Annotated in this window: 20 protein-coding genes; 5 read left to right on the plus strand and 15 right to left on the minus strand. The window is 42.2% G+C overall.

Annotated elements, in window-relative coordinates:
- The 5 genes from DES35_RS05125 to DES35_RS05145 form a co-directional block, all read right to left on the minus strand.
- Window positions 1-7,998 (minus strand): toxin TcdB middle/N-terminal domain-containing protein (locus DES35_RS05125; RefSeq protein WP_147269340.1); only part of this gene is annotated, 7,998 nt, incomplete at its 3' end.
- 12 nt (window positions 7,999-8,010) lie between these two features.
- Complete coding sequence (locus tag DES35_RS05130; RefSeq protein ID WP_114366030.1) at window positions 8,011-8,997, minus strand: hypothetical protein; 987 nt, start codon at window positions 8,995-8,997, stop codon at window positions 8,011-8,013.
- A gap of 54 nt (window positions 8,998-9,051) precedes the next feature.
- Window positions 9,052-9,306, minus strand: coding sequence for a hypothetical protein (locus DES35_RS05135; protein WP_125039391.1), 255 nt, complete (start codon window positions 9,304-9,306; stop codon window positions 9,052-9,054).
- A 10-nt stretch (window positions 9,307-9,316) separates the two neighbouring features.
- Window positions 9,317-9,664 carry a hypothetical protein gene (locus DES35_RS05140; RefSeq protein WP_114366032.1) on the minus strand — a complete coding sequence of 116 codons (348 nt, stop codon included), beginning with the start codon at window positions 9,662-9,664 and terminating at the stop codon, window positions 9,317-9,319.
- Window positions 9,665-9,731: 67 nt separating this feature from the next.
- The gene (locus DES35_RS05145) at window positions 9,732-10,943 is read right to left on the minus strand and encodes a hypothetical protein (protein ID WP_114366033.1); all 1,212 of its coding nucleotides are present in this window, start codon (window positions 10,941-10,943) and stop codon (window positions 9,732-9,734) included.
- Window positions 10,944-11,408: 465 nt separating this feature from the next.
- Here DES35_RS05145 and DES35_RS05150 point away from each other — a divergent pair, with 465 nt between their 5' ends.
- The 5 genes from DES35_RS05150 (at window position 11,409) to DES35_RS05175 (ending at window position 16,092) form a co-directional block, all read left to right on the plus strand.
- On the plus strand, window positions 11,409-11,900 hold the full coding sequence (locus tag DES35_RS05150; RefSeq protein ID WP_114366034.1) for a PD-(D/E)XK nuclease family transposase: 492 nt from the start codon (window positions 11,409-11,411) through the stop codon (window positions 11,898-11,900).
- A gap of 42 nt (window positions 11,901-11,942) precedes the next feature.
- The gene (locus DES35_RS05155) at window positions 11,943-12,371 is read left to right on the plus strand and encodes a hypothetical protein (protein ID WP_125039392.1); all 429 of its coding nucleotides are present in this window, start codon (window positions 11,943-11,945) and stop codon (window positions 12,369-12,371) included.
- A 531-nt stretch (window positions 12,372-12,902) separates the two neighbouring features.
- A complete protein-coding gene (locus DES35_RS05165; RefSeq protein WP_170125709.1) occupies window positions 12,903-14,249 on the plus strand; it encodes a vWA domain-containing protein in 1,347 nt (448 codons plus the stop codon).
- Between the two features lies 1 nt (window position 14,250).
- A complete protein-coding gene (locus DES35_RS05170) occupies window positions 14,251-15,033 on the plus strand; it encodes a TSUP family transporter (protein ID WP_114366038.1) in 783 nt (260 codons plus the stop codon).
- Entirely contained in the window at window positions 15,034-16,092 is a 1,059-nt protein-coding gene (locus tag DES35_RS05175) for a glycosyltransferase family 2 protein (RefSeq protein WP_114366039.1), read from the plus strand.
- A gap of 125 nt (window positions 16,093-16,217) precedes the next feature.
- On the opposite strand, the gene feoB is transcribed toward DES35_RS05175, so the two are convergent.
- The 10 genes from feoB to DES35_RS05230 form a co-directional block, all read right to left on the minus strand.
- On the minus strand, window positions 16,218-18,329 hold the full coding sequence (gene feoB, locus DES35_RS05185) for a ferrous iron transport protein B (RefSeq protein ID WP_114366041.1): 2,112 nt from the start codon (window positions 18,327-18,329) through the stop codon (window positions 16,218-16,220).
- A 31-nt stretch (window positions 18,330-18,360) separates the two neighbouring features.
- The gene (locus DES35_RS05190; RefSeq protein ID WP_037360224.1) at window positions 18,361-18,591 is read right to left on the minus strand and encodes a FeoA family protein; all 231 of its coding nucleotides are present in this window, start codon (window positions 18,589-18,591) and stop codon (window positions 18,361-18,363) included.
- Between the two features lie 153 nt (window positions 18,592-18,744).
- A complete protein-coding gene (locus tag DES35_RS05195) occupies window positions 18,745-20,079 on the minus strand; it encodes a sialidase family protein (protein ID WP_114366042.1) in 1,335 nt (444 codons plus the stop codon).
- Window positions 20,046-21,098 carry an o-succinylbenzoate synthase gene (menC, locus tag DES35_RS05200; protein WP_114366043.1) on the minus strand — a complete coding sequence of 351 codons (1,053 nt, stop codon included), beginning with the start codon at window positions 21,096-21,098 and terminating at the stop codon, window positions 20,046-20,048. The genes DES35_RS05195 and menC overlap by 34 nt, the downstream gene beginning before the upstream one ends.
- Before the next feature lie 9 nt (window positions 21,099-21,107).
- Window positions 21,108-22,001 carry a 1,4-dihydroxy-2-naphthoate octaprenyltransferase gene (gene menA / locus DES35_RS05205; protein WP_114366044.1) on the minus strand — a complete coding sequence of 298 codons (894 nt, stop codon included), beginning with the start codon at window positions 21,999-22,001 and terminating at the stop codon, window positions 21,108-21,110.
- 79 nt (window positions 22,002-22,080) lie between these two features.
- Window positions 22,081-22,755, minus strand: a complete 675-nt coding sequence (locus DES35_RS05210; protein WP_114366045.1) for a c-type cytochrome domain-containing protein — start codon at window positions 22,753-22,755, stop codon at window positions 22,081-22,083.
- 5 nt (window positions 22,756-22,760) lie between these two features.
- Window positions 22,761-23,657, minus strand: coding sequence for a DUF5777 family beta-barrel protein (locus DES35_RS05215; protein ID WP_037360229.1), 897 nt, complete (start codon window positions 23,655-23,657; stop codon window positions 22,761-22,763).
- Window positions 23,654-24,223, minus strand: coding sequence for a YceI family protein (locus DES35_RS05220; protein WP_114366046.1), 570 nt, complete (start codon window positions 24,221-24,223; stop codon window positions 23,654-23,656). Before DES35_RS05220 ends, DES35_RS05215 begins: the two co-directional genes overlap by 4 nt.
- On the minus strand, window positions 24,220-24,669 hold the full coding sequence (locus DES35_RS05225; RefSeq protein WP_037360232.1) for a hypothetical protein: 450 nt from the start codon (window positions 24,667-24,669) through the stop codon (window positions 24,220-24,222). Before DES35_RS05225 ends, DES35_RS05220 begins: the two co-directional genes overlap by 4 nt.
- A gap of 64 nt (window positions 24,670-24,733) precedes the next feature.
- Entirely contained in the window at window positions 24,734-25,492 is a 759-nt protein-coding gene (locus DES35_RS05230; protein WP_084180218.1) for a geranylgeranylglyceryl/heptaprenylglyceryl phosphate synthase, read from the minus strand.
- Between the last annotated feature and the right edge of the window lie 96 nt (window positions 25,493-25,588).

Genomic DNA, 25,588 nt, shown 5'->3' on the forward strand with positions numbered 1-25,588 from the left:
CTGACTGACAAAGTATCCGTTGACATACAGTGTTATCGGATGCATCTTTATGGACAGTGATCCACTCTGACCGTTGACCGACACAAACTCCTCTGATAGCAAACCTTTGGCTACGCGCTCACCTGTGTGATCATAAAGATAATGCGCATAAAGGTGACTGCGACTGTTGCCATAGCCGGTCATCTGTTGCAACTCGTTGTACGTGTAGTATTCGTGGTATTCAGCTCCATTGGTTACTTCATGATGAATGTGCATAAGACTGCCCATGCTGTTGTAACTCAATGTCATTTTACTTATGTGGCCTAAGGCGGTATTGACATTGCGTATTTGTTCCAGTTGATGCACTTGACTGCTGTTGTAAGTATACTCCAGGTCGTAATTAAAGGTAGATGAAATTGGTGAAACGTTCTGAGTTTTTCTTAAAATACCACCTGCCTCATTGTATTGCATAGTCAGCTCATAGTTGTAGATCTGATGATCGGTATAATAGGTCCCAACTGTGTGCTTTAGACGGTTGAAAGGATCGTACTTATAATTTATGGAATAGCCTCCTCCTATGCCGCTCTGATGGATATGTTGAGTAGATACTGGGTTTTTTACCGAGTCAACTCGGCCTAGTGCGTCGTATCCATAGCGCTTATCTATCATCAGCTCCCAGCTGTTTGACGTGGGAATCATAGCAAGCAGCTGTACACCTGTGAGCTGACGGGTGAGCGTGTGATAGGAGAACAAAGTCCTTGTACCATTCCCATAGTGCAGACTAGTGATCTCTGAATATCCATTGTAATATATAGCGCTGATTATATCTTTAGACATGGATGCAGGGGCTGGTGTAGCGCTGATTATTTTTTGCAGTTCTCCGGTGACCGGATAGAAGTGATTGGTTACCAGTTCCCCATCTGGATACATCATAGACAAGGAACGCCCCCAGGAGTCGTAGCAAAACCGGGTGATATATTGCTTCAACCCTTGTTCTAGCTCCAGATCGAAGGTTTTTTGCTCCATAATCACATTGCCCAGTTCGTCATAGCCATACTGCTGAGTAAGTACGGGACTTCCGTTTTCATGATTGCCCTGTCTGATTTCGATAATTCTCCCAGCTCCATTCCTTTGGTCACCTGCATACCCGTAGGTGTACTGTAGGTTGTAAAGTTCAGGATTCTGCGGCATAATCCGTCTCAGTAATCTGTTGTAGTGATAGTGTAACTCGATGTATTCCCCGGAGTTCATCGCTGCATTTTCAATGCGCACCAGATTACCGGCTGCGTCGTATTCATGTCTTGTTACTCCACGGTCAGGGTGATTTTCCTCAACCAACCGCCCAACCATGTCGTATGCATAGGTAGTCACAGCCCCCAAAGGATTGATTGTACTGGTCAATTCACCAAGAGGATTGTAGTAGAACTCAGTACTTATAGCTCCTTGGTCATCAAAGACTTTCTGTGAGATCTTCTGACCCCGACTGTCGTAGTAGGTTCTGCTATGAGAAGCTATTGGGTCTGATAGGGTTGAACCAATGTATTGCTTCACTTCAGTGTATTTAACATAAGTGTCACCTAAGTGTTCCCAGTCGTATTGAATGGTTGTGAGTTGCAGCTTTTTAATAGGTATGATTTCATAAAGCTTATAAAGCTGTACAGGTCTGCTCTGGTAATCGTATACCGTAGAATCCATGGTTTCAGTTTTGACAAGATGCAACCCTAAAGGAGGACCGTATGTTTGGGGTACTGCCCTACGAGTAAGGACTTCTCGACCATGATGATCATAGCTTGTGATCCCAGAGACCAAAAAGCGCTTTCCATCTGGAGCGGAACTGTCTGCTACCTCGGTTTTCGTTTGAACAACTCTCCCCAGACCATCAACAAATGTAATGGTGCGCTTAAATCCTGTTATAGAAGACGTATCAGGTTGGGTCATCTGAACTTCGCATACGCGACTAGAAGGATGAATATCGGATGGCATCTCATGACGTTTCATGTTCTGATAGGTGATGACCCGGGCTATATTAGAGGAACTTAATGGAATACTAATATCTGGTAGCTGATATTCAAAGAGCATGGTTGGTTCAGGAGCTATTTGTCCCATTTCTCTAGGCGCATAAACTGCTTTTAATCGATGGAAGCGATCGTAAATGTATTCAATGGCATGTCGGTTTGCATCCGTCTTCCGAAGTAAATTTCCTGTAGATAGATTATACTTCATACAAACAGTATCCCCATAGGAATTAAAAATCTCAATTACATATTTTTTTAGATAGGAGTCATAGTGGTAATTGACTTCCAACCGCTGTTGTTGATGATTATACGGGCCGGTGATCTTGGTCACATTTCCATATACGTCATAGCTTATTTGGATTTCAGCGTTCTGATTGGCCTGGTTAGTATATACTCTGATGTTTTCTGGTGCGAGTTGGGCAGAATTAAGTGATATTACTTCGGCATATCTCTTACGGTTCTGTGGTTGGGTTGTATTGACGAATACCTCATGACTCTTAAGTATATTTGATTGTCCAGCAGCATTTGATGGAGTGAAATAGCTCATCAGTGCAATAATAGGCCCATTATATTGTGTAGTATTTTTTAAACGAATAATAAAGGCAGTATCTAAAACCGTCCTCTGGTGATAAGTAATAAACTCACAACATCTATCGCCGTTGCAATATGGAACACAGCTCAAAGAATTGTTAGATAAAAACACAATATCTGGCTCATATCCCATTTCCTTACTTTTGACAAGATAAGCCGCCACTGATGCCGAACTCAAGCTGTCAAGAAATACATATGTGATAGTATCTCCTAATATGTCTTGCTCACAATTAGTCTGTTTAACCAAGTCGTATCGAATATATAAAATTGTATCACGCAGAGTATCTACCGATGCCAAACTCTGTACTCCTCCATGAGTGTAGCGCACTACATTAAAATATTCATCGTACTCAATAGTATATTGCGAACTATAAAACCTATTGCTATCAACACTCTCCACCTGTGGGAAATTGTAAATGTTCATCTCAACAAGGGCTGGAAATATGCATTTTTGCTCATATCGGTCTGTAAAATCCTCCTTTACCCAAGTATTATTTGCAAGCTTCTCCACTTTACCTGTTGCAGCGCCTTTGTCTATTTTTATTCTCCTGAATTCATAAGAATTGGACTGAATTACTACTGGCTTTCGGGTTAAAATACGTACTATATTTGTAATTTCTTCGGATCTAGATCTAATTATAGTAAATTGTACTTGAGTATACTGAAGATGCTTTTCCAATATTTGACCTAAAAGATAATATGTTTTATACAGTTCTGTAGATTCAATGGATTTGGGATAGTAAAATTGGGTCACTTCTGATAAATAAGTGTCGAGGGCATAAGCAGTGTCATTAGTATTATTAATATTAGATGATTTGGATGAAAAGATATTACTCGCTTTTTCAATATTGTTTAAATCGTTTTTATCAAATATATCTATGTCGAACTTATTAGGCAGATATCTTTTTTCTATTCGTGTAAATCCCAAAAATTTCCGATCTTGTCTACTTTTTATACCACCATCATAGTGGAAAAACACTCGACTTAGATTTTCTCCATTCTGTAAATTATTTAACTGTATCGAAAGGCCGTCATAAACATGTATTTTGCTCATCACCCATTTGGTTTCTGGCATATCCCAGATCACCATTTCCTCAGCTGGTGAAAAAGAGGTTCTTACCTCTGCAGGATACGCTCCAGATCTTGCTCCTTTCTGCTCATAGAATATCTCAAAGCTACCGCCCAAAGGATTTGTCACTCGTTTAAGTTTATTAAAAAGCCCTACCTGATTGAAATATATCCTAAGGTTTTCACCATCAAATTCCACCAAATCAGGCAAACCATCAGCATTGAAATCCATTAGGGTTTGCGTCATCTCATCAACGCCATACGTCACTGACGAATTCGGCGTTAAAGTTACTTTTAAAAAAGATAACTTGAAGGGTATTGTAAGGGCGCTGGAGGCGTTGACGCTGTATTTCTTTAACTTAGAGCTCAGGTTTATATTCGAAATAGATATCGGACTCGAATACAACCCCATACCCTTGTTGAGTCTGATTTGATAGGTTAGTTGTCCGCTTGGTGGTGTAGGCACATAACTTATTAAATCCAGCATCCCATCACCGTTGATATCCATAAAAAAACTTTTATCTCCAGATATGTGATAATTAATACCAAATCCTGCTGAAAAGCTCATGTCATTTTTTAACTTTGGACTAACCGAGGCAGAAAAACTAAACCGATCATCTGCCTTTACATCCCCATAATCATACATCATTACTTTTTTGTCTCCCTGATAGGTAAATGTATGGCCAAAACCGGTTCCTTTATTTATCATCACCTCATTGTCTAATGGTTCGGCATTATATCGCTCAGGCATTCCATCTCCATTGATATCCCTAAGTTCGATAAGACGATTTACTAATAGTTCTGTATTGGTGTACTGAATATTTAAGTTGCCAAGTTGAAACTCTTTCGGTTTATTGATAAAGCCTCCTGATAAAATTAGACTCAATTGTTTGTTTTGAATTTTGTCAATATAGGTGAAAGGAAGCGTTACCTTTTTATCATAGCCCCCCGATGTATTGGTCATTACAGCTTCTGAAGAGCTGCCCTTCGAACTGATTAATACATCCGGATACCCATCGCCATTTATATCGCGAAAGGCACTTAATGAACGTGTATAAAACTTATTTTTATCATTGACCGTAAAAGATTGAGTGAAATTTAGAAATTGTGAGATTGACAAAGCTAAGGAGCTACTCTTCTGAACCTGGACTGGGGCAATTGCTGTAAACAACTCATAGGTTGTATTGGTCTGCCCTGACTGATCAAGGTATTCTTCCTCCTCCTCTTCAATCAATATACCAGGTGCTGTATGCCCCATGTGTCGATAACTAGCCATATGTGTGTTAAAAAAACTCCATCTGTCCAACAGTTTCTCATGGACTAATCGATCTCGAATGTACTTCCGTACCCCATTATGATATTCACCTCTTCTGGGTGTGAGCATAAAAAAGCGCTTACCAAATACGCTAAGCTCATCAAAATTACTTTGTAGATAATTTGATATATCCGTGTGGCTAGCATTTTCTAAATTCATAAAATTATTGTAATGTTCTCCTTGGGTTACATCTTCAATTTTTATTTCTTCTACAGGGATTATAACCATTGCCTGCTGATTATTGCTCCAGCCAAATTGACCCCAGTGTAACATGTAATCCTGTATTGGATGAATTTCTCTGTAATAATGACTGTAATATGAAGTATTGAACTTTAATTGACTGTTCTGTTTTTTTATTTGAATCGTCTGAAGATTTTTTTTAATAAATTCTGCCATGTAAACATCTTCAGAAAATATCTCAATGTAAAACTCCTCTCCAAATCCAATAGTATTGATGTAATGACTAAATGGATTGACACCAGAAACCAAATTTTTCCTAGAATCTACAATTTTAAAAGTATGCGTGCCCATTTTAGCCTCAATCATCAAATACAAGGCAGGATATTCATTGGATTTGACTACAAAATACGCCCGGTGATATTGATTTGGAAGTAACATGCTATAATCTGTGTTTGACGTAAGTATAGGCATAAAATTCACCTGGTCACCAAGAGTGATGTTGGTTTCGTCAAGTGTTAACGGCCTACTGATGCGTTCGACTCTATTGTAAGTCTTGATTGCTACCGTGGGGTAAAAAAAGGTCATTTCTCCAATGCATACGTCCTCGTATATCACTTTAGGCCTCCACTCTACCTTTCGCCAATCAACATTTGACAATGCATTAACTTCAAATTTCATGTACAAATGGTGTATTTGAGGTAATGAGAAATTAAAGGATTGACCAATAAAGGGAGCCTGCTGTCCAGTAGCAGTATGTTTAAAGGTAGCTGATGCGGAAGATACTCCTGGAATTATTACTTTTTCATAGCTTTCCTCTGAAATAAAGACCGAATTTTCGTCATATTTTTCAATTATTATCCTCAATAAGACAGTATCAGTTATAGTGCTGTCGATCCATTCATCTGAAATTATGCGAAGGGTAGTACTACTGTCTATGAAAAGCGCTTCTCCACCAGAAAGCAAAAAACCTTCGTTGTAGGAACAGTTTGCATAGTTTAAACCGTTGGCATCTCTGGGTACATCTTCTTCATATTTGATGATAGGATTCCAAAGTAGTAAGTCCTGATGACCTGAGCTCCCAGCATTGGTCCTGAATAAAAGATAGTCCCCCTTGCGGACGTAAAGCTCTTCATTAACATGATGAGAAATTGAGCTATTCACTACTGTAGGCATCAATACAAAGGAATTGTTGTGCTGAATTGCTATTAAACATTCACCGGTGAGATTGTCAGCAATCTGTGCTGTGCCTTGGATTTGTATCCTCCCATCGAAAGGTGCTATCCATGATTTTACAATTTCGATGTCTTTTTCTATTTCCTGCTCTTCTGGTAGCTGAAAATTCTGTGAGCCTTTTATAACATAGTTATGAGTATTAAGACTGTTTTTATCAAAATGCAAATTCCCGCTTCGGTCATAATAACCAAAATATACCTGCCCAAAGTTTTTGCCGGTTCTGACAACAAAGTCAGGAATGCCATCCAGGTTATAATCTGTAAAATACTCCGTAGTACGTGTGGTTGTCATATTCAAATTTCCTGTCGCCTTAAAAGTTTCAAGTGGAATTTTAATGTTCCCTATTGATATCATATTATCAGCCGTTCTGAACCCAAGATTGAAATCATACGATGTAGTTTTTACATTGCCTAACCTGCTTAAATTATGAATTTTTTTTATGGATCTTACATTGATCTTTTCTTTCTCAACGTCAAACTCATATGCATATATCCCAAATCCCTTATCAATAACAAAATCTGGTATCCCATCCCCACTCATATCCGTCAGCATTGCTCTATCCACACTTTTGAGCTCCCCATAACTCATTCCAAAATCAAGAGTGAAACTTTTGTCATTTATGGAATTATTCAATCCTGCACCAGCACTACCTCCTATACTCCATCCTTTTGTATTACTAAACTTAAGGGGCGATTTTTTCTTAAAATACAACATATGAGTTTTAAACGCCTGATGCACAGGATTTCCTGACGAATCTGGATTATAATTAAATATATCCTTTGGAAATGCAATAATCTTAGGCTCTGGCAAAAATATTTGTTGGCCCTTATAGTATTCCATGGAGTGCTCATAGAATAACTCATTACTTCCATTGTACTCCTTTATAGATATTAATAACGTCTTTATCAGGTGATTGGACAGGTTCTGGTCATAAATAAATTTCCATCTCCTGACAGGATACCAAGTATTATCTTCATTTAAAAACTCAACCCGAAGCTCCGTTAGAAGAAGGTCATCTACTTCCTTAAAGCCAGATTTGTGCGAAATCAAGGGATCTTTTCTTATCTGAGTCTCCAGATCAAACATTACCCTATATTTTCCACTATCTTGATCGTGTCCTGTATACCTTATTTCTTTCAAATAGCATCTAACACCATCCATTAAAAATGCATTGTTCGTAATGTTCGAATCAATTGTTTCTATTTGGTATAAATATGTAATGTAATTACCCCATTTGTCCTTAATCTGACTTAACAGCCACCTTGATATGTTACTGCTTCCTTCTGATGTTATAACATAACGGGGATCTAGCTGATAGCCATCTGTGGTTCCATAGTAAAAAGTCGTTCCGTCTGCCAGCTTCTCTGTCCAAAAATAGTTAGCTGGATTTGAACCATGACGAGTAATTACCTTATATCCATTTCTAACCCTCTCAAAAAACAATGCATTGACTTTACGGCTGTTTTCTACTGGAGCGTTGTTGACAATTTTCCTCCTTGAAGGCGTTTGATTCCCTTCCATCACCAGCATTTGTCCATTCATAATGTAGTCTTCTGTTTCAATGGTACTATTAAAAGCCGGAGGACCTAAGCGGCTGTCGATACTTACCGAAGGCACATGTATGCTCCATCATTGCCCTACCCATCCCGAGCCTCCATCTGAACTATAATGAAGTAATAGTGATGGCTGCATCCCATTTCTGCCTGAGGGTATCTGAAAGGAATAGTTGACCGACGCTTCGCCAGTCTGACTGATCTCAGGCGGGCTAATCAACTGGATGCCGGTTGATGGGTCTGCAGATTTCATATCTTTGAAAATGTTTGGAGTAAATACCTCAGCTTCTGGCATTTCGGGGGCTTTTATTAACCCAGCAAAATACTCAGCACCAGGATTAGGCTCTATGAATTCGTTTCCATTTCCATCAACTTGTATCTCAGCAGCTTTCCAAGTGCGATATTCCATATCGAAGTAAAAAAATCTCAACTCTGCATCGTGGTCTGTCACCTTGCGTCTGTCTACTGGAATTTTGACCTTTAACCCTTGAGTATTTCCAATAAACCGGTATGCATATGCTCCCTCAGTAACATTGATAATGTACGAATTTATCACAGGCACCTGATGAATCCCCAGGGCAATAACCTTTACTTTTTCCTTTATCTGTTCAATAACTTTGGCTTCGTCTATGAATTTCCCAAGGTCGACTTCCACAAGCTCGTTTCTTTTAAAAACTGAACCTTTTTCTAAGGTGGCACTGTTAAGTCTAATTCGAACATTCCTAATCATCAAATTCTCCCTATAACCTGCCATGCAAGAAAAATAAATTATATTTCTTCCCGACTGAAATATTGAACTCTCCAACACTTCTCGCTGTTCATACCATTGCCTGCTCCATTGATCGTCGCACTCCCTACCGTAATGGTGCTGATTGATTGTCTTGTAAATACACTCCGCGCTGCTGGCGCCATAACTTTCATATTCCAGTACTACAGGACCTTGATATTGAGCAAAAAGCTCCTCTGGCAGATATAGTTCAAAAATATCGTCTTTTGAATAACCAACCGGATCAACACTTCCTACACCAATAACCCCAGATGTGTCAATCGACCTGATGATCACCTCTTGACCTTCAAAGCTTATATAGTCAGAGTAACGATTTATGCTGGTATTCTCTTAACTGTAAGGCATCTTCTTTCTCTCTGATTGGTGAGTTGCTAACTGCCTGTTTTCCACTTTGAGATTGTCGTCATCTTTGATGTTTTGAACAGCAGACGCCTCTCCCCTGGTCAATTGAACCAACTTAGGATGCGTAAATCTCGCCTCCCAAGGACGGGTCCTCAGTACATGAGCCACAGCCATCACATCCCCAAAGTGAAAAATTAAAATCATCAAAGAAGTTGTAAGAACATCTGTAAAATTTCTTTTCATACAATCTTTTTTAAAGTATAATTATACTGTATCTGCGTACAATTTGTCCATTCTCTATCAGCAAATAATAGTTTCCCGATCTGGTAAAAACAGACGGAAGAAAATATTCGACTTTGGGAATTATATCCACTTTTTGATTAAAAATCTTCCTATGCTGCCCGTCAAATATATACAAAGTGTATTCGCCTCTTTGTCCACTACGTAAAGTATAGGCAATCTTCTCCGTGATTTCAGCCGGATTAGGATATATAATGAATACCGGAAGTTCTTTTTCATAATCTGATGTACTGAGCTCACCGTTAATCAAGGAAATGTGAATCCTTTTTACCTTGGCAGGGCCTGCTGAAATGCGATACAATTCTTCACCTTTAGCACTAGTAATTACTACCTCTCCTGTTTGATGACTAGAATAGACTATTGTATCTTTAATTTACCACCAGGATTTCAGGACTAAGTGTAAAGCTGATTCGAGGATCTCCGTTCTTCCTACTTACCACCAAATAAGTTTCGGTGGTATCAATTCCTGTTGCAGTACTAGCAACATCTGTCACTTCCTCCAAACAGTACTTTGTAAATCCTGAACTTAGCACAAAAAAGTAATCCGTCTCATTTTTTAATTTGCTAACATGTAGCCTGTAGCCTCCCTGAACACCCTCTACATGAAAGGTATCTGAAAAATCAGTTAGTACAACAAAACCAGACTTATATCCTCCTTCGTGATTTGTGTCAAAACTCAAATAAAGATTAAGGCCTTTAGCCTCTATACCAAACCCTCTCAGTTTCCAATTTAGCAGTTCACCTAAGTCCGCCTGCTCTTTCAGCTGTTCAAGGCAACGCCCTTTCAAACCACTATAACGCATTTCCTTATCTCTCCTGCTCATCACTACTATGCCCTCAAAAACTGCCTGCTCCTCAGGCTCTATCCTCAAATGTAATCTTCCAGGCTCATTGCTCCGCGTAATTAATTGATCAATATTAACTTGAGTATCTCGACCTACACAAAGTACATCACTGTCAAATCTATTGTCTGTCTCCCCATTCCAAAACTTATACAGTCTAGTAAGCGTCTTATAATCTCTATGCTCTCCACTCCTTCTCCTGGTTATGTTTATAGAATATTTCATTGCCAGATATGACTCTACCGATTCAATTTCGTTTAGGGAAAGAAATCTGTCATAGTATATTATCTCACTTATAAGCACATTACTATCCAGTATTTCAAGTTCCTCTCTTAGTTTTCCTTGATGCTCCGTTCTACGGGTTATGCTAAGTACCAATAGCTTCTCGGGTTTGACAGGCATATCATGGTGTGGCATAAATCCCTTAATACTATCTCTAAATACTAAATAGTCTTTTATTCTGATTAAAGCCCCTTGTGAAGAACTCTCTCTATCTGTGTAAACAATGAACCACACACCCCTTTGTCCCCAATTCACCAGGCTGTCAAAATTAATGAAATCAACGGCTCGACAAGCTGAATGTATCCCAATAGAATATGAATAATTTTTCTCACCATTGCAGATAAACCAAAGATCTGCTGATGATACTGCGCCAGGAGTCTGGCCTATGAGTAAGTTTATTTTTAAACAGAGGCCCAAAAAAAACATCTGGGTAAGGAACTTTTTTAAAAGCGCCACGTCAATTTGTTTTAGTTAAGAAAAAATAGAATAATCCATTATCTATATTCATTTTTTTTTCTCAATCAAATAATTTTTTGTGAATCGTTATGTTTTCTTTGTAAGGAACAAATGCTTTCTAATATGCATGACTCGAAAATTTTATAAGAATCAAATTGCTTGGTTAAATATATTTTAAATTTTTAATTGCATTACAATTATGAACAATTAAAAATCCAATATAAAATTCTTAATTCAAAACATCTTTGAGCATTATCTAAAGTCAAATCCTTTAAGCTATTAGGTTATTTGCACTTTCATAAAGCATAGCATTAAAATTTTCAAACATCTATAAAGATTCAAATATTATTTGCACTAATCGACCCCCATGTGCACTCCGCACTTGCCACACACTGTCTGACGGTCTTTCCCCGGTAATCTCCTGTCTGCTGCCTTCCTCCTACCGGCTTTGTTAAAAATTTTCCTATGTTTACTCCTGCCAAAATCCTCTCTCAATGCCTAAATCCATCCCCTCCCAACGACCAACCCCTGATATTCTTCAACTGGGCCGTACAACGCATGCTCCGCCAAAAAAGCGACTTCGCCATCCCGGAGGGCTTCCTCTCCGTCATGCTCGATATGGACAGCTCTATAGAGGAAATCCTCGACACGCAAACCAACAAAGACTTCCCCCGGCAAAAAACCATCGTGGCCGACATCCTCTGCAAAACTTCCGATGACAAAATCATCCTCATCGAAGTGCAGTTTTCCATGGAAACCGATTACTTCCACCGCATCTACTACGGCACTGCAAGAGTCATGACCGACCGGCTCACCATGGGACAACGGTTTGAAAACATCGCCAAAATCTACTCCATCCATGTGGTCTACTTCCCCCTGGGACAGGGGGATGACTACCTCTACCGGAGCCGCTTTGAGTTTGTCGGAGTCCATCATGGCGATGTGCTTGCCCTCTAGACCCGCCAGCAACAGCGGTATGGATGTACCTATCCCGGGGAATTGTATCCGGAAATCGTGCTCATCAATGTGGCCTGGTTTGACGACCGGATTCGCAGCCCGAAAGACGAGTGGATTTACTACATGAAGCATGAAAAATTGCCGGAAAAGGTTACGGCAAAAGGCTTACATTTGGTAAGTGAAAGGCTAAGAATAGACGCTACGGAAACCAAAGAAAAACGGGCATACCGCAAATACCGCAAAAACGTGCTGTTTTCTGACGACTACATCGAGGAGGTGGCTTTGAAGAATAAAAAATTAGGAATAGAAGAAGGCCTGGAGAGGGGTATGAAACAAGGACTTGAGAGGGGAAAAGAAGAGGCTGTGGTCAATGCGTTCAGAAAGGGACTGGATACGGCTTTGATTGCTGAAATCGTGGGGCTTACGGAACAGAAAGTAATGGAAATCCTGCGAAAGGAGGGTTTGTTGTAGTCGCCTTTTTGTAAAAAAACAGCTGGAATTACTATTGGCAGACGCTATGGAAACCAAAAAAAGACGGGAATACCGCAAAAACGTGCTTTTTTCTGACGACTACATCGAATTTCTTGTGCATCTTCTTCAAATCAAAAAAAATATTGCTGCAAGGCTTCAGGGGGCGCTGCTGGAATCAATCCTGAGGCAGTCGCTACGGGAAAAGTCATACCCAGTTCAAAAGTTGTTGGTAGTCCATCTTTCACCTTTTTCAGAAGTGGTCAGAGGGGGTATGTGCGGGAGTAGGAGTTGCGTGAGGGATGCGGAGGGCGCCCGCAGGGCGGTGCGCAGCGCAGCGGAGCACGGGAGCGAAGCGCACCCCGGAGCAGCCCGACCCCGCGCGGTAAGGCCGCAAGGCCGGCGCGCGGGGGCACGCCCAAATCGGTTAATCAGTTAAGTTTTGGAACGCTTCCATATAGTGTTGGCATGGAAAAGGGTTTTATCGGATATTTGACGGAAAAGTACTTTTGACCGGTATTGATGATTTCTGTAATGAAGCGGTTTTTCTGGATATTGGTGCTTTCGTATGTGCAGGTGGTTTTATCTGTAGCACAGCCTGTAACCAGGATTTTATTTATTTTCGATAGTAGCTATTCGATGCAGGCGCGATGGGAGAGTGGCTCGCGGATGGACGTGGCAAAGCGGCTGCTTGGCGAGCTGATAGACAGCCTGGCCCAGGTGAAGGAGGCCAGGGTGGAGATTGCTTTGAGGCTCTATGGACATAGTAAGGGGTATCCGCCCCAGGATTGCAACGATACCAGGCTGGTGGTACCTTTCGGGCCGGACAATCACCAGCGGATAAAACGAGTGGTGCAGTCGCTCAAACCTATGGGAACAACACCTATAGCTATCGCTTTGGAGCGGTCTGTTGAGGATTTTCCACCTTGCGAGCTATGCAGGAATCTGATTGTGCTGATCACCGACGGGATAGAGGAATGTGGTGGTGATCCGTGCCAGGTATCGGAGCAGTTGCAGGCCAAAGGGATTGTGATAAAGCCTTTTGTGATAGGCATAGGCCTGGATGAGATGCAGCGGAGGGCTATGGAATGCGTCGGGAGGTATTACGATGCTGGAAGGGAAGAGGATTTTCGCAGGGTTTTAGGTCTGGTAATCAGTCAGGCGCTGGAGCGTACGACTTTTCAGCTGAATCTGCTGGATGCAGACCAATATCCGAGGGAATCGGATGTGGCCTTTACGGTAATGGATCAGAAATCGAGCAAGATACACTACCGAATGATGCATACGCTCAACAGCCTGGGTATGCCAGACACGCTGTCGGGGGACCCTTTGGTTACATACCGTGTGGTGGTGCACAGCATTCCGCAGGTGGAACTCAGAGACGTGCAGCTCAGCAGCGCAAAGCACAACATACTGGCCCTGCCGCTACAGCGAGGCAAACTGAAAGTGAAGACTGCTAAGGTGATAGGATACAAGGATTTGAAGGTTGTGCTGCGGTCGGAAGAGGGTGCAATCCTGAATCTGCAGGACATTAATACGGAAGCGAGAATTTTGGCTGGTACATACAGGCTGGAGGTGCTTACCCATCCACCGTATTTTACAGATATAGATATCAAAGCCGGAGAGGTAACGACGGTAGAAGTGCCAGTGGCCGGCATGCTTTCGTTTCAGACGGTAGCGTCGGGGTATGCGAGTGTAGTGGATGAGAATGGGCAGAGAGTTTTAGATTTGGACGAACAGGCAACAAGGCACTTGATACCGTTGCAGCCGGGCCGATATTCGATAGTGTACCGGCCGAAAGCGGCAAGGGATCTGTTTTTTTCAGTGACAAGGGATTTTGAGATAATCAGCGGTGCCACAACCGTTGTGAAGCTGAACTGACATGGCTGTACAGGAGGTACTTTTGGTAATCGTGGCGGGCGTGGGGTCGTTTGCTGCGGGATTGACGGTTTACCGGTCTGGCTTACCGGGGTATCTGGTGATGCTGGTTTTGTTTCCATGGTTTTTGCCGCTGGAATTAGCTATTTTTACGGCAAGTGTGGTGCATTTTCTGGATTATCTGGTAAAGTTCTCCGTAATTCGATACCGGGCTCGGCCCAGGGAAGTTTTGTTGTTTGGGATACTGGTGTTGGTGGGTTCGTGGTTGGGGGCTAATGTATTCGTTGACTTAAAAAATTACACCGATTTAGTGCTTTTTGGGTCGGAAATGGGAGTATTTAAAATGGTGTTTACGGGTATTTTAATCGTGTCGATAATGGCAGAGTGGGCCAATGACCAGGGAGTTTTGGTGAGGTATCGGCTGCCTGATGTAGTGGCGGGTCTTGCGATTGGGGTATTTTCGGGTTTTTCAGGTGTCTTTGAATCAATAAAAAAGCAATTGTACAGGCCCGAAGGCCTTACTTTCGTCCAGCTGAGTTCAGTGACGATTGTTTCGTCCTTGTTTTCGGATATGGCACGATTGCCGGTTTATTTGGGGTTAATTTTTCAGACAGAAAGGGAAATGACAGTGAGCTATTTGTCGCTTGCAGCAGGTATGGGTTCTGCCCTTGCAGTGCTCAGCGGTATCAGGTATTTAAGAGAAGTGAGAGATGAAGGGTTTAGGCGGGTGAATTTATGGATTTTTCTTGTGTCGGCTTTGGGTTTACTTCTCAGAAATTTTTTTTAGATGGGCTATTCCAGGCCAATGGTATCGGTAATAGTACCGAATTACAATCATGCCACATACTTGTCGGAGAGGCTTAATAGCATTGCATCTCAGACCTATGACCATATGGAAATCATCCTTTTGGATGATGCCTCTACAGATGGCAGTGTGAAAATTTTGAAAAGGTGGGCAGCTGATAAGCCCCATGTAAGACTTTTTGTGAATGAAAAAAACAGCGGGACGCCTTTTGCCCAGTGGAATAAAGGAATAGCACTGGCAACAGGGAAATATGTATGGATAGCGGAAAGCGACGATATGGCCGCCCCTGAGATGCTGGCCACCCTGGTAGATCTGCTGGAAGGGCAGCCAGAGGCCTGTCTGGCTTTTTGCCAAAGTATGCTGATCGATAAAAATGGCAAACCTCTGCACAGCTTCAATGAGCACTATGCATTTGTTTTTAAGACTGATCGGTGGGAGAGGGATTTCTGTGCAGATGCTCGTGAGGAATGTTACAAGTATATGTTGCTGCACAATACGATTCCGAATGCATCGGCAGTGGTCTTTAGAAGAGAGGTGTTGGTGGGCCAGCTGCCGTTGGATGAATCTTTTAAGTTGAATGGGGACTGGTTTTTCTATGTTCGCCTTTTGAGCTGTTCAGAGAAGTTTTGCTATACTGCCAAGGCGATGAACTTTTTCAGATATCATCCGCAAACTCAGCGACGGGCTGCCCGAAACAAGACACATGCTTTTTTTGAAATTTTGCAAATACAGGATTACATAAGGTCGAGATTTCCGCAGGCTGAGGAAAGTTTTGTACATGCCCGTCGAATGTGTGCTACTTGGTGGATAGGAAACATCAATGGGAGTGCTTTGTTTAATGTCAAGCTACTGAAATCGCATTACAAGCTTTACCAAGTCTTCAAGCCGTATTTCAGACATCTTTGGTGGAGAATTGTATGGCATTTTGTGTTTATCACTGTTCGAAGACCGATCTTGTGGCTTGGACTCAAACGGCCACTTAAGCGATTGAGAAGTCGTTTGTATCCTGGAAAGTATTTTGAGGCAGAATTATCGGATTAGCCGGGCGATGCCTCAGTGTCCCTTGCAATGATTGCAGGATTTATTGTTTTTTGGTGGAAGGAAAAATCTGCGCACCAGAAAGTAGAGTGCTATTATCAGAGCAAGGTAAGTAAGCCAATCCTGAATCATGTATGAAGGAGTTGATATGCTATTAAGCTGACAAGGTAAGCAAAGCTACTCATACTGACCAGTTGAATCAAGGGCCATCTCCAGGAGTTGGTTTCGCGCTGTACGATAGCCAAAGTGCTCATGCACTGCATCGCAAAAGCATAGAAGAGCAAGAGGGAAATCCCCGTAGCCAGGTTAAATACCGGAGTACCATCAGGTCGGACTTCTTGTTGCAGCCGGGTTCGAATGGTGTTTGCATTCTCATCATCGGCATCGGCTACACTGTAAATGGTGGCTAAGGTACCTACAAACACTTCTCGGGCAGCAAAGGAGCTAAGCAAGGCTATACCGATTTTCCAATCGTATCCGAGCGGTGCTATAAGAGGTTCTATGGACTTACCAATCCTGCCAAGGTAAGATTGTTCAAGTTTAATAGCACTTTCAAGGACCACAGCATTGGTGGTTTTGTATTGGTTGTCGGGCTGAGAACTTAGCTGAAATGCTGTTTCTCTAGCATTTTTGAACTCGTTTCCGCCATTGGAGGCCAAAAACCAGAGGATTATGGAAATCGACAGAATGATTTTTCCGGCTTCCAGTACAAAGGATTTGGTTTTGTCCCAAACTGAATAGAAGACATTTTTTGGCAGCGGTAGTTGATATTCCGGAAGTTCTACCACAAAAATGCTGTTGTAGCTGCGTTTGAGAATTTTGTTCAGCAGATTGGCAGCTACAAATGCCATCAGAAAACCCAGCGCATACATTCCAAGCATGACCAGACCCTGCAGGTTCAGGAAGCCGAAGTAATATTTTCTGGGTATGATAAGCGAGATCAATATGGCGTATACAGGGAGTCTGGCTGAGCACGTTGTAAAGGGAATGACGAAAATGGTAATCAAACGTTCACGCCAATTTTCGATGGTTCGGGTGGCCATTACGGCGGGTATCGCGCAAGCGGTCCCTGACAGGAGAGGCAAGACGCTTTTTCCGCTCATGCCATATCGGCGCATGATCTTGTCCATAAGAAATACCACACGGCTCATGTAGCCGGATTCTTCCAATATGGAAATAAAAAAAATTAACAGTGCTATCTGCGGAATAAAAATCACGATGCCACCAATGCCGGGTATTATGCCTTCAGTAATCAAATCTGTGAATTTGCCTTTCGGCAGGTTTTCACCCAGATATGCAGATAAGTGGCCAAAGGCCTGATCAATCCAGTCCATAGGGCGGCTTGCCCAGGAAAAAATGGACTGGAAAATCAAAATCATAACGAGAATAAAAATGACATACCCAAAAATCGGATGGATAAATACTCTGTCGAGTTTGGCACGAAGGTCTGAGCCTTTAAGACGATCGACTTTGATGGCATTTTCTAATATGCGGTTGATCTTTTGGTAGCGATAAATGGCTTCTTTTTGCAGCAGTTGTTGAATGTCGGACACTTCGTTGCTGGTGTTTCTGATACGAGTGCAAACTTCAGGAGGCAGATGAGACAGACGCCCACTGAAGGCCACAAGCAACCAGTTTTTGTAAAAGGTATAGGGTGCTGCGGTGGAAATACGGTCTGCAACCCGTGGAGTAAATCGGGTTTTCAAATCGACCAGAGGTCCAGCAGCATTTGGCTGGTAGGAGCTGATAAAATTTTTCAATTCCTGGATTCCGTTGCCTTGTCGGGTGCTTACCGCCAGAACGGGTACACCCAGTTGCACAGACAATTCATCCAGATTGATTTCAATGCCTTTGCGTCGGGATTTGTCTATCATGTTGATTACCAATACAACTGGTAATCCCAGATCTTTTATTTGGGAAAAGAGGAACAGGTTTCTCTTGAGGTTTTCCGGTTCGGCTATGTAAAGAACTACATCCGGGAAGTCTGGGTTTTTTTCGTCGAGGAGGACATCGAAAACGATTTGTTCATCTACCGAGGTAGGATGAAGCGAATACGTGCCTGGTAAATCATAAATAATGGCAGTGAATGCTTCTGAAATTTTCAGAACACCTTCTTTTTTTTCTACGGTGATGCCCGGGTAATTTCCTACCTTGTGTCTTAAACCGGTAAGTTCATTAAAAAGAGAGGTTTTTCCGGTGTTTGGATTTCCGGCCAGGGCTATTTTCAACTGGTTTTTCAATGAATTTGCCTGATTATGTAACTGTTTTGCATCAATCGACCAAGCAATTTACGGGAATCAGGCGAGCGGTTTCTGTTCGGATCAACAGATGATTTCCATTGATTTCTATGTATAAGGGATCGTTAAGTGGGGCTTTTCGCACGAGTTTGATGGTAATCCCCGGCAGGCAGCCTAATTCCAGTAATTTAAGTGGAATACTTTCAATGCCATTTTCGCAGATTACTGCAGTCTGCCCGGCCTCCATGTGTGCTACCGTCTTCATTTATTTAGACTTATTTTAAATTGCAAATTTAGATTTTGTCCAAATAGCGAAATATGACAAAAATTGGATTTAACTTTTTTGTGGAGATTTTTTTGGGCTTGATGAATAGGACATTTAATACTTTGGAAATCAGTCAGGTAATGGATCAGAACTCTACCGCTTGTAGGTTTTAATCTGATTTTTGTGCAAAATGGCGGTGTATACGTTGGTTTGAATGCCGTCATAATTAGTCCAAACGGGTCTGACCACTCCCTTCCATGCATCGATATGAATGTAGTCGCCAAAAAAGATTTTGTCAGACACAAGAATTTTTTTCTCATTTATTACGATTCCTTTGGACCAGGACTTTCCGCCATCAGCGCTGTATTTCAGGATTACATTGTACTCGGGTTTTCTTTTATCAATTTGCTGGTAATAGAGCAGGTATACCGTTCCATCGGATTGATCCACGCAGGCAGTGACCGCAAAACGCGCAAGTTGGCGACCGCCATCCTGTACAGAAGCTGGCTTGGTCCATGAAATTCCTTTGTTGGTACTTCTGGAAACCATCACCTGATAGCGGTTTTTCTTGGTGTTCCAGTTGATCCAGGTTAAATACAAATGGTCGCGAAATTGGGCTGATAAGGCGTCGGCCACTAAAAAAGGCATACCGTTGGCTCGTTGAAGACCTGGGACAGCTATTTTCCATCCTCCTCGATGAGGGAAGAGAAATTGTTCGATCGGGAGCCATGATTCTCCGCCATCGGATGAAGCATTTATCCAAAGACTGTCGTTTCGGCTCCAGACAATGAAGACCGAACTATCGGATAGGACGGCTGGTACAGCACCTTCGGCTGTGGCGCTGCTGTCGATGCAATCACCAGGGTAGAGCGAAATCTGGACGGGTTTTGACCATGTATTTCCTCCGTCGAGCGAATTGGAATAGAGAATATAAGACTTATCAGCAGTGTCACTGCTGCCGTATTTGTCAAATTGAGTCCAGGAGAGATGAAGTGTATGGTAAGAGGGGTGTGCAACTGCCCAGGGCTTATCCTGCTTTTTTGGGGGATTAAATCCGGCAAATGAACCGGGCGTCCAGGTAAGACCGCCGTCACTGGATGATTGCACTACGATGCGGTCCAGTATTTCGTCACTTTGCCAGTTTCTGCCGGTGGGGTCTGAGAGATGAAAGTAGTGAAAATCTCCTCTGTAATCGGCTACCAGTACCGGGTCGCCCCAGACTCCATAGAGCGATTTGAGTTTTTTTCCTTCCCAGGTTAGACCACCATCTTCACTGCGATACACACCATCCAGCACCGTGCCGATGACCATGATTTCGGGATTTTTCCGACTGATGGCAATGGAGGGTTCGCTAGTGCCAAAGGAGCTTTGGTAGTCAGTATTGACCAATACGTTTTTGGGCTGGCTAAATAGCAGTGCAACCCAAAAATACAGTATTAGACAAGTCTTGAGTTTTAAATTTCTATTTGAAAGAGCGATAGGTCCCATGATTTTTCGTAATTGATGAGCAATTTTCCTTTTCGGACTTCAAGAGGAGAGGGAATGTTGTTTTCGTAAAGCATTCCGGTGCCAAGCCCCTGCGGCATGCGCGGTATCTGAGTCACTACCCATTGGCTAATGGCATTTAGCCCTACATTACTTTCTAGGGCGCTGGTAACCCACCAATCGATACCGTTTTCTTTTGCCAGTTTAATCCACTCTTCAGCAGCTTTAAATCCCCCCAATAAGGTGGGTTTTATGATCAAATAATCCGGAGTGATGGTTTTGATGAGTTCTTTTTTGTGTTTTAGCTCGTGTATTCCGATGAGTTCTTCGTCCAATGCTACGGGCACTGGGCTTTGAGCACAGAGTTCGGCCATGGCATCCCATTGTCCGGGCCTGATGGGCTGCTCGATGGAATGAATTTCCATTTCACTCAATTTGTTGAGCTTATCGATGGCTTCTTCTGGAGACCAGGCGCCATTTGCATCGAGTCTGAGCTGAATTTCTGTGTTGTCATACTTTTTACGTAGTTCTTTGATGAGTTTCAGTTCGTCTTTCCAGTCGAGTGCGCCAACTTTCATTTTGAGTACTGTGAAGCCATCGTCTATCAGTTTGTCGATTTGGGATTGCATTTGTTTGGCATCGTTCATCCACACAAGCCCATTTATGGGAATTGCTGCTTTACCGGCTGTAAAGACGGATGGAAAAAGCATCATCGGATGCTCCCCGTCAAGGCTTTTCAAGGCCATTTCATACCCAAAATACAAGGCAGGAAAATTTTTTAATGCGGTTTTGATTTTTTTTTCATCGTCGTTGACATGCTGGGAGAGCCAGCGGAGCTTTGCATTCCAATGCTCCATATTGTCTATTGAGAGTCCCTTTAAAGGTGCAGCCTCGCCGATGCCATAGAATCCCTCTTCTTCCAAAACGAGATACCACACCTGGTGCTCTGTCATTGAGCCCCGGCTGGTTCGCACCTCAAATTTGAATTTTAAAGTGTGTGGGATTACCTTTAGTGTTTTCATTAAGAAAAGTTAAATGTTGATTCCAATACTTAAAAGAAGTACATACAGCAGCGTAGAAAGTGCCATACTTTTCAGCTCAGAGTCCAGCTTATGTTTTTCGGTAGTATTCCAAACCCTGACTAAATGTGACAACACAAGAGGTACAATGAGCAGATATAAATATGCGTATTTAGAGTAGTGGAGACCTCGGATGAAGAAATGCGTTAAAATGATTGGAAGTATTACGAGAATGGTGTGATAGACTTTAGCAAGTAAAAAGCCCAAAAAGTTGGCTACTGTATACTTTCCACTGGTCAAATCGGTATCGATATCGCGCATGTTGTTCAGATTAAGCACGGCTGATGCAAACATACCTGAGGCCAGGCCGGGTAACAGCACAAATGAATTCCAGTATCCAGTTTGCAAATAATAACTTCCTCCCACAGCAACTATTCCGAAAAAAGCAATGACAAAAACTTCTCCTAATCTGTGGTATCCATAAGGAAAAGACCCGTATGTGTAATGTATAGCTGACCAAATGCTTGCGATCGCTAGACCGAGAAACACAAAAAAAACCAGCGAAGATTGATCTTTCAAGGCTGTATACAGCAGAGATATGCCTGTCAGCAAGGAGAGCATAGCCACGGCAAGGATGGCTTTTTTCATTTTTTCAGCCGATATCAGCCCTGCAGAAACCATGCGGACTTCTCCTTGCCTTTTTTGATCCGCACCTTTGATTGCATCTCCAAGATCATTTGAAAAGTTGCTTAAAACTTGGAATAGCAAAGCGGTGGTTACGGCCAGAGCAAATACCGACCAATTGATACTGGTTTCAACTGCAGCAATAGATGTACCCAATACAATACCGCTTACTGAAAGTGGTAAAGTCCGCAGCCTGACAGCTGCTAACCAGTGTTTAATCATTTGATTGGATTGGATGGCCAAATAAATGCGAAAATCTCTTAATCACAAGTTTAAATGGCCAGCTGGACTCGATGCGGTCTTAGTTGGCTGGAGCTCCAGCATTGACCCAGGCCTTGATCTTGTTCAGCTTGCATTCATCAAGCCGAGTACCAGAAGGAGGCATAGGGCTGAATCCCGGCAGGTGAAAAACCGAACCCACCAAACGGCCATCATCAGCCACGGATTTCACCCCATTGTATGTACTTAGCACCACCCCACCTGATGGAGCAGATGCATTGTGACAACTCACGCAAAAATCGTTTAAAACAGGTGTTATATCAGCTGAGAAGGATACTGAGGATGTGTCGCAACCGACCTCTAAGCTGCAACCTACCACATGTCCAGCGCCTTTGTCAATCCATTGGATCACCAGCTCGATAAACTGAGAACTCATTGGAGCAGCAGGTGGAGGCGGCATCCTTTTCTCTTCTTTGTCTTCGAGCATGACTTTGACGATTTTGGAGTCGCGACCGTTGCCCGGTTTCACTGCGCGCATTATCCCCTCATAGGTACTTAAATCATACCCATCGGCCGCAGTTGTCGAATTGTGGCATCCAATGGTGGCACAATTGGCTTGGATAATTGGTAAAATTTCCGATTCAAAACAAATGGATTTCAAATCCTCTTCATTGCGCTTGGTACACTGCAAACATGCGATAAGCATTACTACACCCAAAGACACCCGTGCCACTTTATGTATTTTGGTTGTCGTCATAGTCTTTAGATTTTGGGAGGTTTAACAGTGAAGACCCTCGAAATGTTAAATCCAAAATAAATTTCTCCATCCATCCAACTGCCACTGGTTTGGGTCAAAAATACAGGGTCGCTCAATCCACGGCTGTTGGTAATGTGCAACTGAAACACATGACCACCGGTCTCAATGTCAAAACCGATACTGAGCGCATTGGTAAAAGGTGTACTTTGACTGCCATCCCAGCCGGTGTTTCGATTGATCATCGGGGAGTATTCTGCATTCAGCGATACTCGCTTGCTCAATTTGTACCTGCCTCCCAGAGTAAGGACCGCCAAAGAGTTGGGTTGAGAAGCTGTCTGCCGAAGGTTGTAATGGACCAGAGTGGGTGCTACAAGAATGGAAAAATTTTCATTGGCCTTGTGAGAGAGTAATATTTGATGTACATAAATCAACCGGTCAGTAAAAAGTCTTTCAAGCCCGTCTGTAGGCCACCTTAACCCATTGATGTTGGCGCTGCCATATAGGGTAATTCCCACCGGCCATCCGTTTTTTATTTGCTTTATCACGGGTGCCTTGTACCATATGTCCGTCATCTTAAACAAACTGGCACGCCCCACACCGATATTGAGCCATGACAGTGGGGAATAGTCCAGACTGAATCTGACTTGAGCGTTGTCCAATCCAAAAAAATTGTACAAAAAATCGTTTTTTAAACTTCCAAAACGATGTAGAATTACAAATTGCAAAACTCCTTTAGCCGGAATTTCATTGCTTTGATTGTTAATAATTTTTGTGCCCTTGAAAGTAGCCGATACCGGTTCTTCAACTTTCATTTCAGGTTCTTCGATAAGAGAGAACAAGTCTTCCTGGCAATAGCCCCACTGCGTGCAAATAAGTAAAAATAAGACAAGATATTTTCTCATTTGCTGGATGTTTCTTTGAGTTCCACGCGAAAATCCACATCGATCACTTCAGCAATTTTATCTGCAACGAGTTTGGGTATTTTTATGTTGTGATCAGCACATGCAACGCCAAAAGCGGAGGTAATGATGAAGGTACCGTCTTTGATTTCAAGTTCTGCTTCATCTGTCCTGTTTTTTGGAATGTCGCGTATTGTAAGTGTTCCTTCGAGTTTAATCTTGTGTTTTCCATTTTTTGAAACATCAATCGATGGTAGATTTACAATTCTGCCTTTATAAGTGGCGCGTGGATATTTGTCGCTTTCCATGTAATTTTCATTGAAGTGTTCTTGCATTAAGGCTTTCCGAAATGTAAAATTTTTAATCAGCACATTGAAGACTATTTCACCAGTTTGAATATCCAGTGCACATGCTACAGATCGGTTCACGGCCTCGACATCATCGTCTACTTCTGCATTGCTTTTGAAATGCACATACCCATTGCGGGTAAGGTACTTTTGTGATTGGGCGATTTGGTGTGTTCCCAGCCAGAAAATTGCAAGAAAGATGGTGCTCAAAAGACTTTTCATTCTTGATGGGTTTTTGGATTTAGGATGACGGCTTGTTTAAAGTACATAATTGTAACGTCTGGATCTATCAGATCTTCCTCCATTCCGGTGAATTCAGCCTTTATGGTACATGGTCTGTTTTCTTGTATATTGACCTTTACAACTCTGTGGTCTAGTTGAGCGTTAATGAGGATGTTGAAATCTTTACTTTCGATTACTAAGTAACCTCCTCCGTGGGGTTCAGCAGAATATTCTGTAACATTCCCTGAAATTTCAAAAATTTTCCCTATGTACGCCCCGGGATTGTTCTCAATATTTGGTAATACTTCATTTAATTGACGAAGATCGTCAAACCAAAAATCAGGTTTTGATTTGGTTAAATCCTTTACCGGTTTAAAATAGAGATAAAGGCCTGCAGCTATTGCCAGCGCAATTAAGGCAAGAAGTATCCAAATTAATTTTTTCATATTGTATAAAACGATTATTCTCAATCAAAATTATAGGAAAATTAAATCTGGACTGAGAAAATTTTTAGCCTTTAATAACGCCTGGGTTTTTAGCTACTTCAGCGAGTTGTTGTATTAAGGATGCATTTTTTTCCAATGCATTGCCAATCACAAGGATATCAGCACCCGCATCATAGGTTTGTTTAGCCTGTAGGGCGGATCTGATACCTCCACCTACAATTATAGGTATTTCCACCGATTGCCGAACTGCTTCAATCATAGATGGTCTGATAGGGTGCGAAGCGCCCGAGCCTGCGTCCAGGTAGATAAGTTTAAATCCGAGCATTTCTCCGGCCATAGCTGTCACTGCGGCTATATCGTCCTTATCGGAGGGAATGGGTAATGTAGCTGAGATGTAATGTGCTGTGGTGGTGTTGCCACAGTGGATGAGCATATATCCGGTAGGGATCACCTCCAGTGAAGTCTGCCGGATGTAAGGTGCTGCAATCACATGGTTTCCGATAAGAAATTCAGGGTTTCTGCCTGAAATAAGGGATAAAAAGAGGATTGCATCAGCTTTGGACGATATCTGCATGACACTTCCGGGAAAAAGAACACAAGGGATTTCGGAGTGTTCTTTAATCAAAGCTATGGTCTGATCGAGCTCATCTTTTATCAGCAGGCTCCCTCCGATAAAAAAGAAATCGATGTCGGCCATTTGACTATTTTGTACGATTCTGACCAAAGAGCGACGGTCGTTTTTGTCAGGGTCTATCAGAGCAGCCATCATTTTCTGTCCTGAAGACTTTTTCTGAGTAATTGTATAAAGTATACTCTGTCTCAAGTTTAGCTCGGTTGTCAGAAAACGGGTGCAATATAAAAGTCAGTGATCAGAAAGCCTTATTTTATTTGATGAGCACGATATGTTACTTGCTGAAAT

The organism is Schleiferia thermophila, assembly GCF_003337435.1.
Taxonomy (GTDB): Bacteria; Bacteroidota; Bacteroidia; order Flavobacteriales; family Schleiferiaceae; genus Schleiferia; species Schleiferia thermophila.

Bases quoted from the DNA above. Each gene is read 5' to 3' on its own strand.
- DES35_RS05135 (WP_125039391.1), bottom strand. From the start codon at position 9,306: ATGAAAAGAAATTTTACAGATGTTCTTACAACTTCTTTGATGATTTTA.
- DES35_RS05150 (WP_114366034.1), top strand. From the start codon at position 11,409: ATGTTTACTCCTGCCAAAATCCTCTCTCAATGCCTAAATCCATCCCCT.
- DES35_RS05165 (WP_170125709.1), top strand. From the start codon at position 12,903: ATGAAGCGGTTTTTCTGGATATTGGTGCTTTCGTATGTGCAGGTGGTT.
- DES35_RS05170 (WP_114366038.1), top strand. From the start codon at position 14,251: ATGGCTGTACAGGAGGTACTTTTGGTAATCGTGGCGGGCGTGGGGTCG.
- DES35_RS05175 (WP_114366039.1), top strand. From the start codon at position 15,034: ATGGGCTATTCCAGGCCAATGGTATCGGTAATAGTACCGAATTACAAT.
- DES35_RS05190 (WP_037360224.1), bottom strand. From the start codon at position 18,591: ATGAAGACGGTAGCACACATGGAGGCCGGGCAGACTGCAGTAATCTGC.
- DES35_RS05195 (WP_114366042.1), bottom strand. From the start codon at position 20,079: ATGGGACCTATCGCTCTTTCAAATAGAAATTTAAAACTCAAGACTTGT.
- menC (WP_114366043.1), bottom strand. From the start codon at position 21,098: ATGAAAACACTAAAGGTAATCCCACACACTTTAAAATTCAAATTTGAG.
- menA (WP_114366044.1), bottom strand. From the start codon at position 22,001: ATGATTAAACACTGGTTAGCAGCTGTCAGGCTGCGGACTTTACCACTT.
- DES35_RS05210 (WP_114366045.1), bottom strand. From the start codon at position 22,755: ATGACGACAACCAAAATACATAAAGTGGCACGGGTGTCTTTGGGTGTA.
- DES35_RS05215 (WP_037360229.1), bottom strand. From the start codon at position 23,657: ATGAGAAAATATCTTGTCTTATTTTTACTTATTTGCACGCAGTGGGGC.
- DES35_RS05220 (WP_114366046.1), bottom strand. From the start codon at position 24,223: ATGAAAAGTCTTTTGAGCACCATCTTTCTTGCAATTTTCTGGCTGGGA.
- DES35_RS05225 (WP_037360232.1), bottom strand. From the start codon at position 24,669: ATGAAAAAATTAATTTGGATACTTCTTGCCTTAATTGCGCTGGCAATA.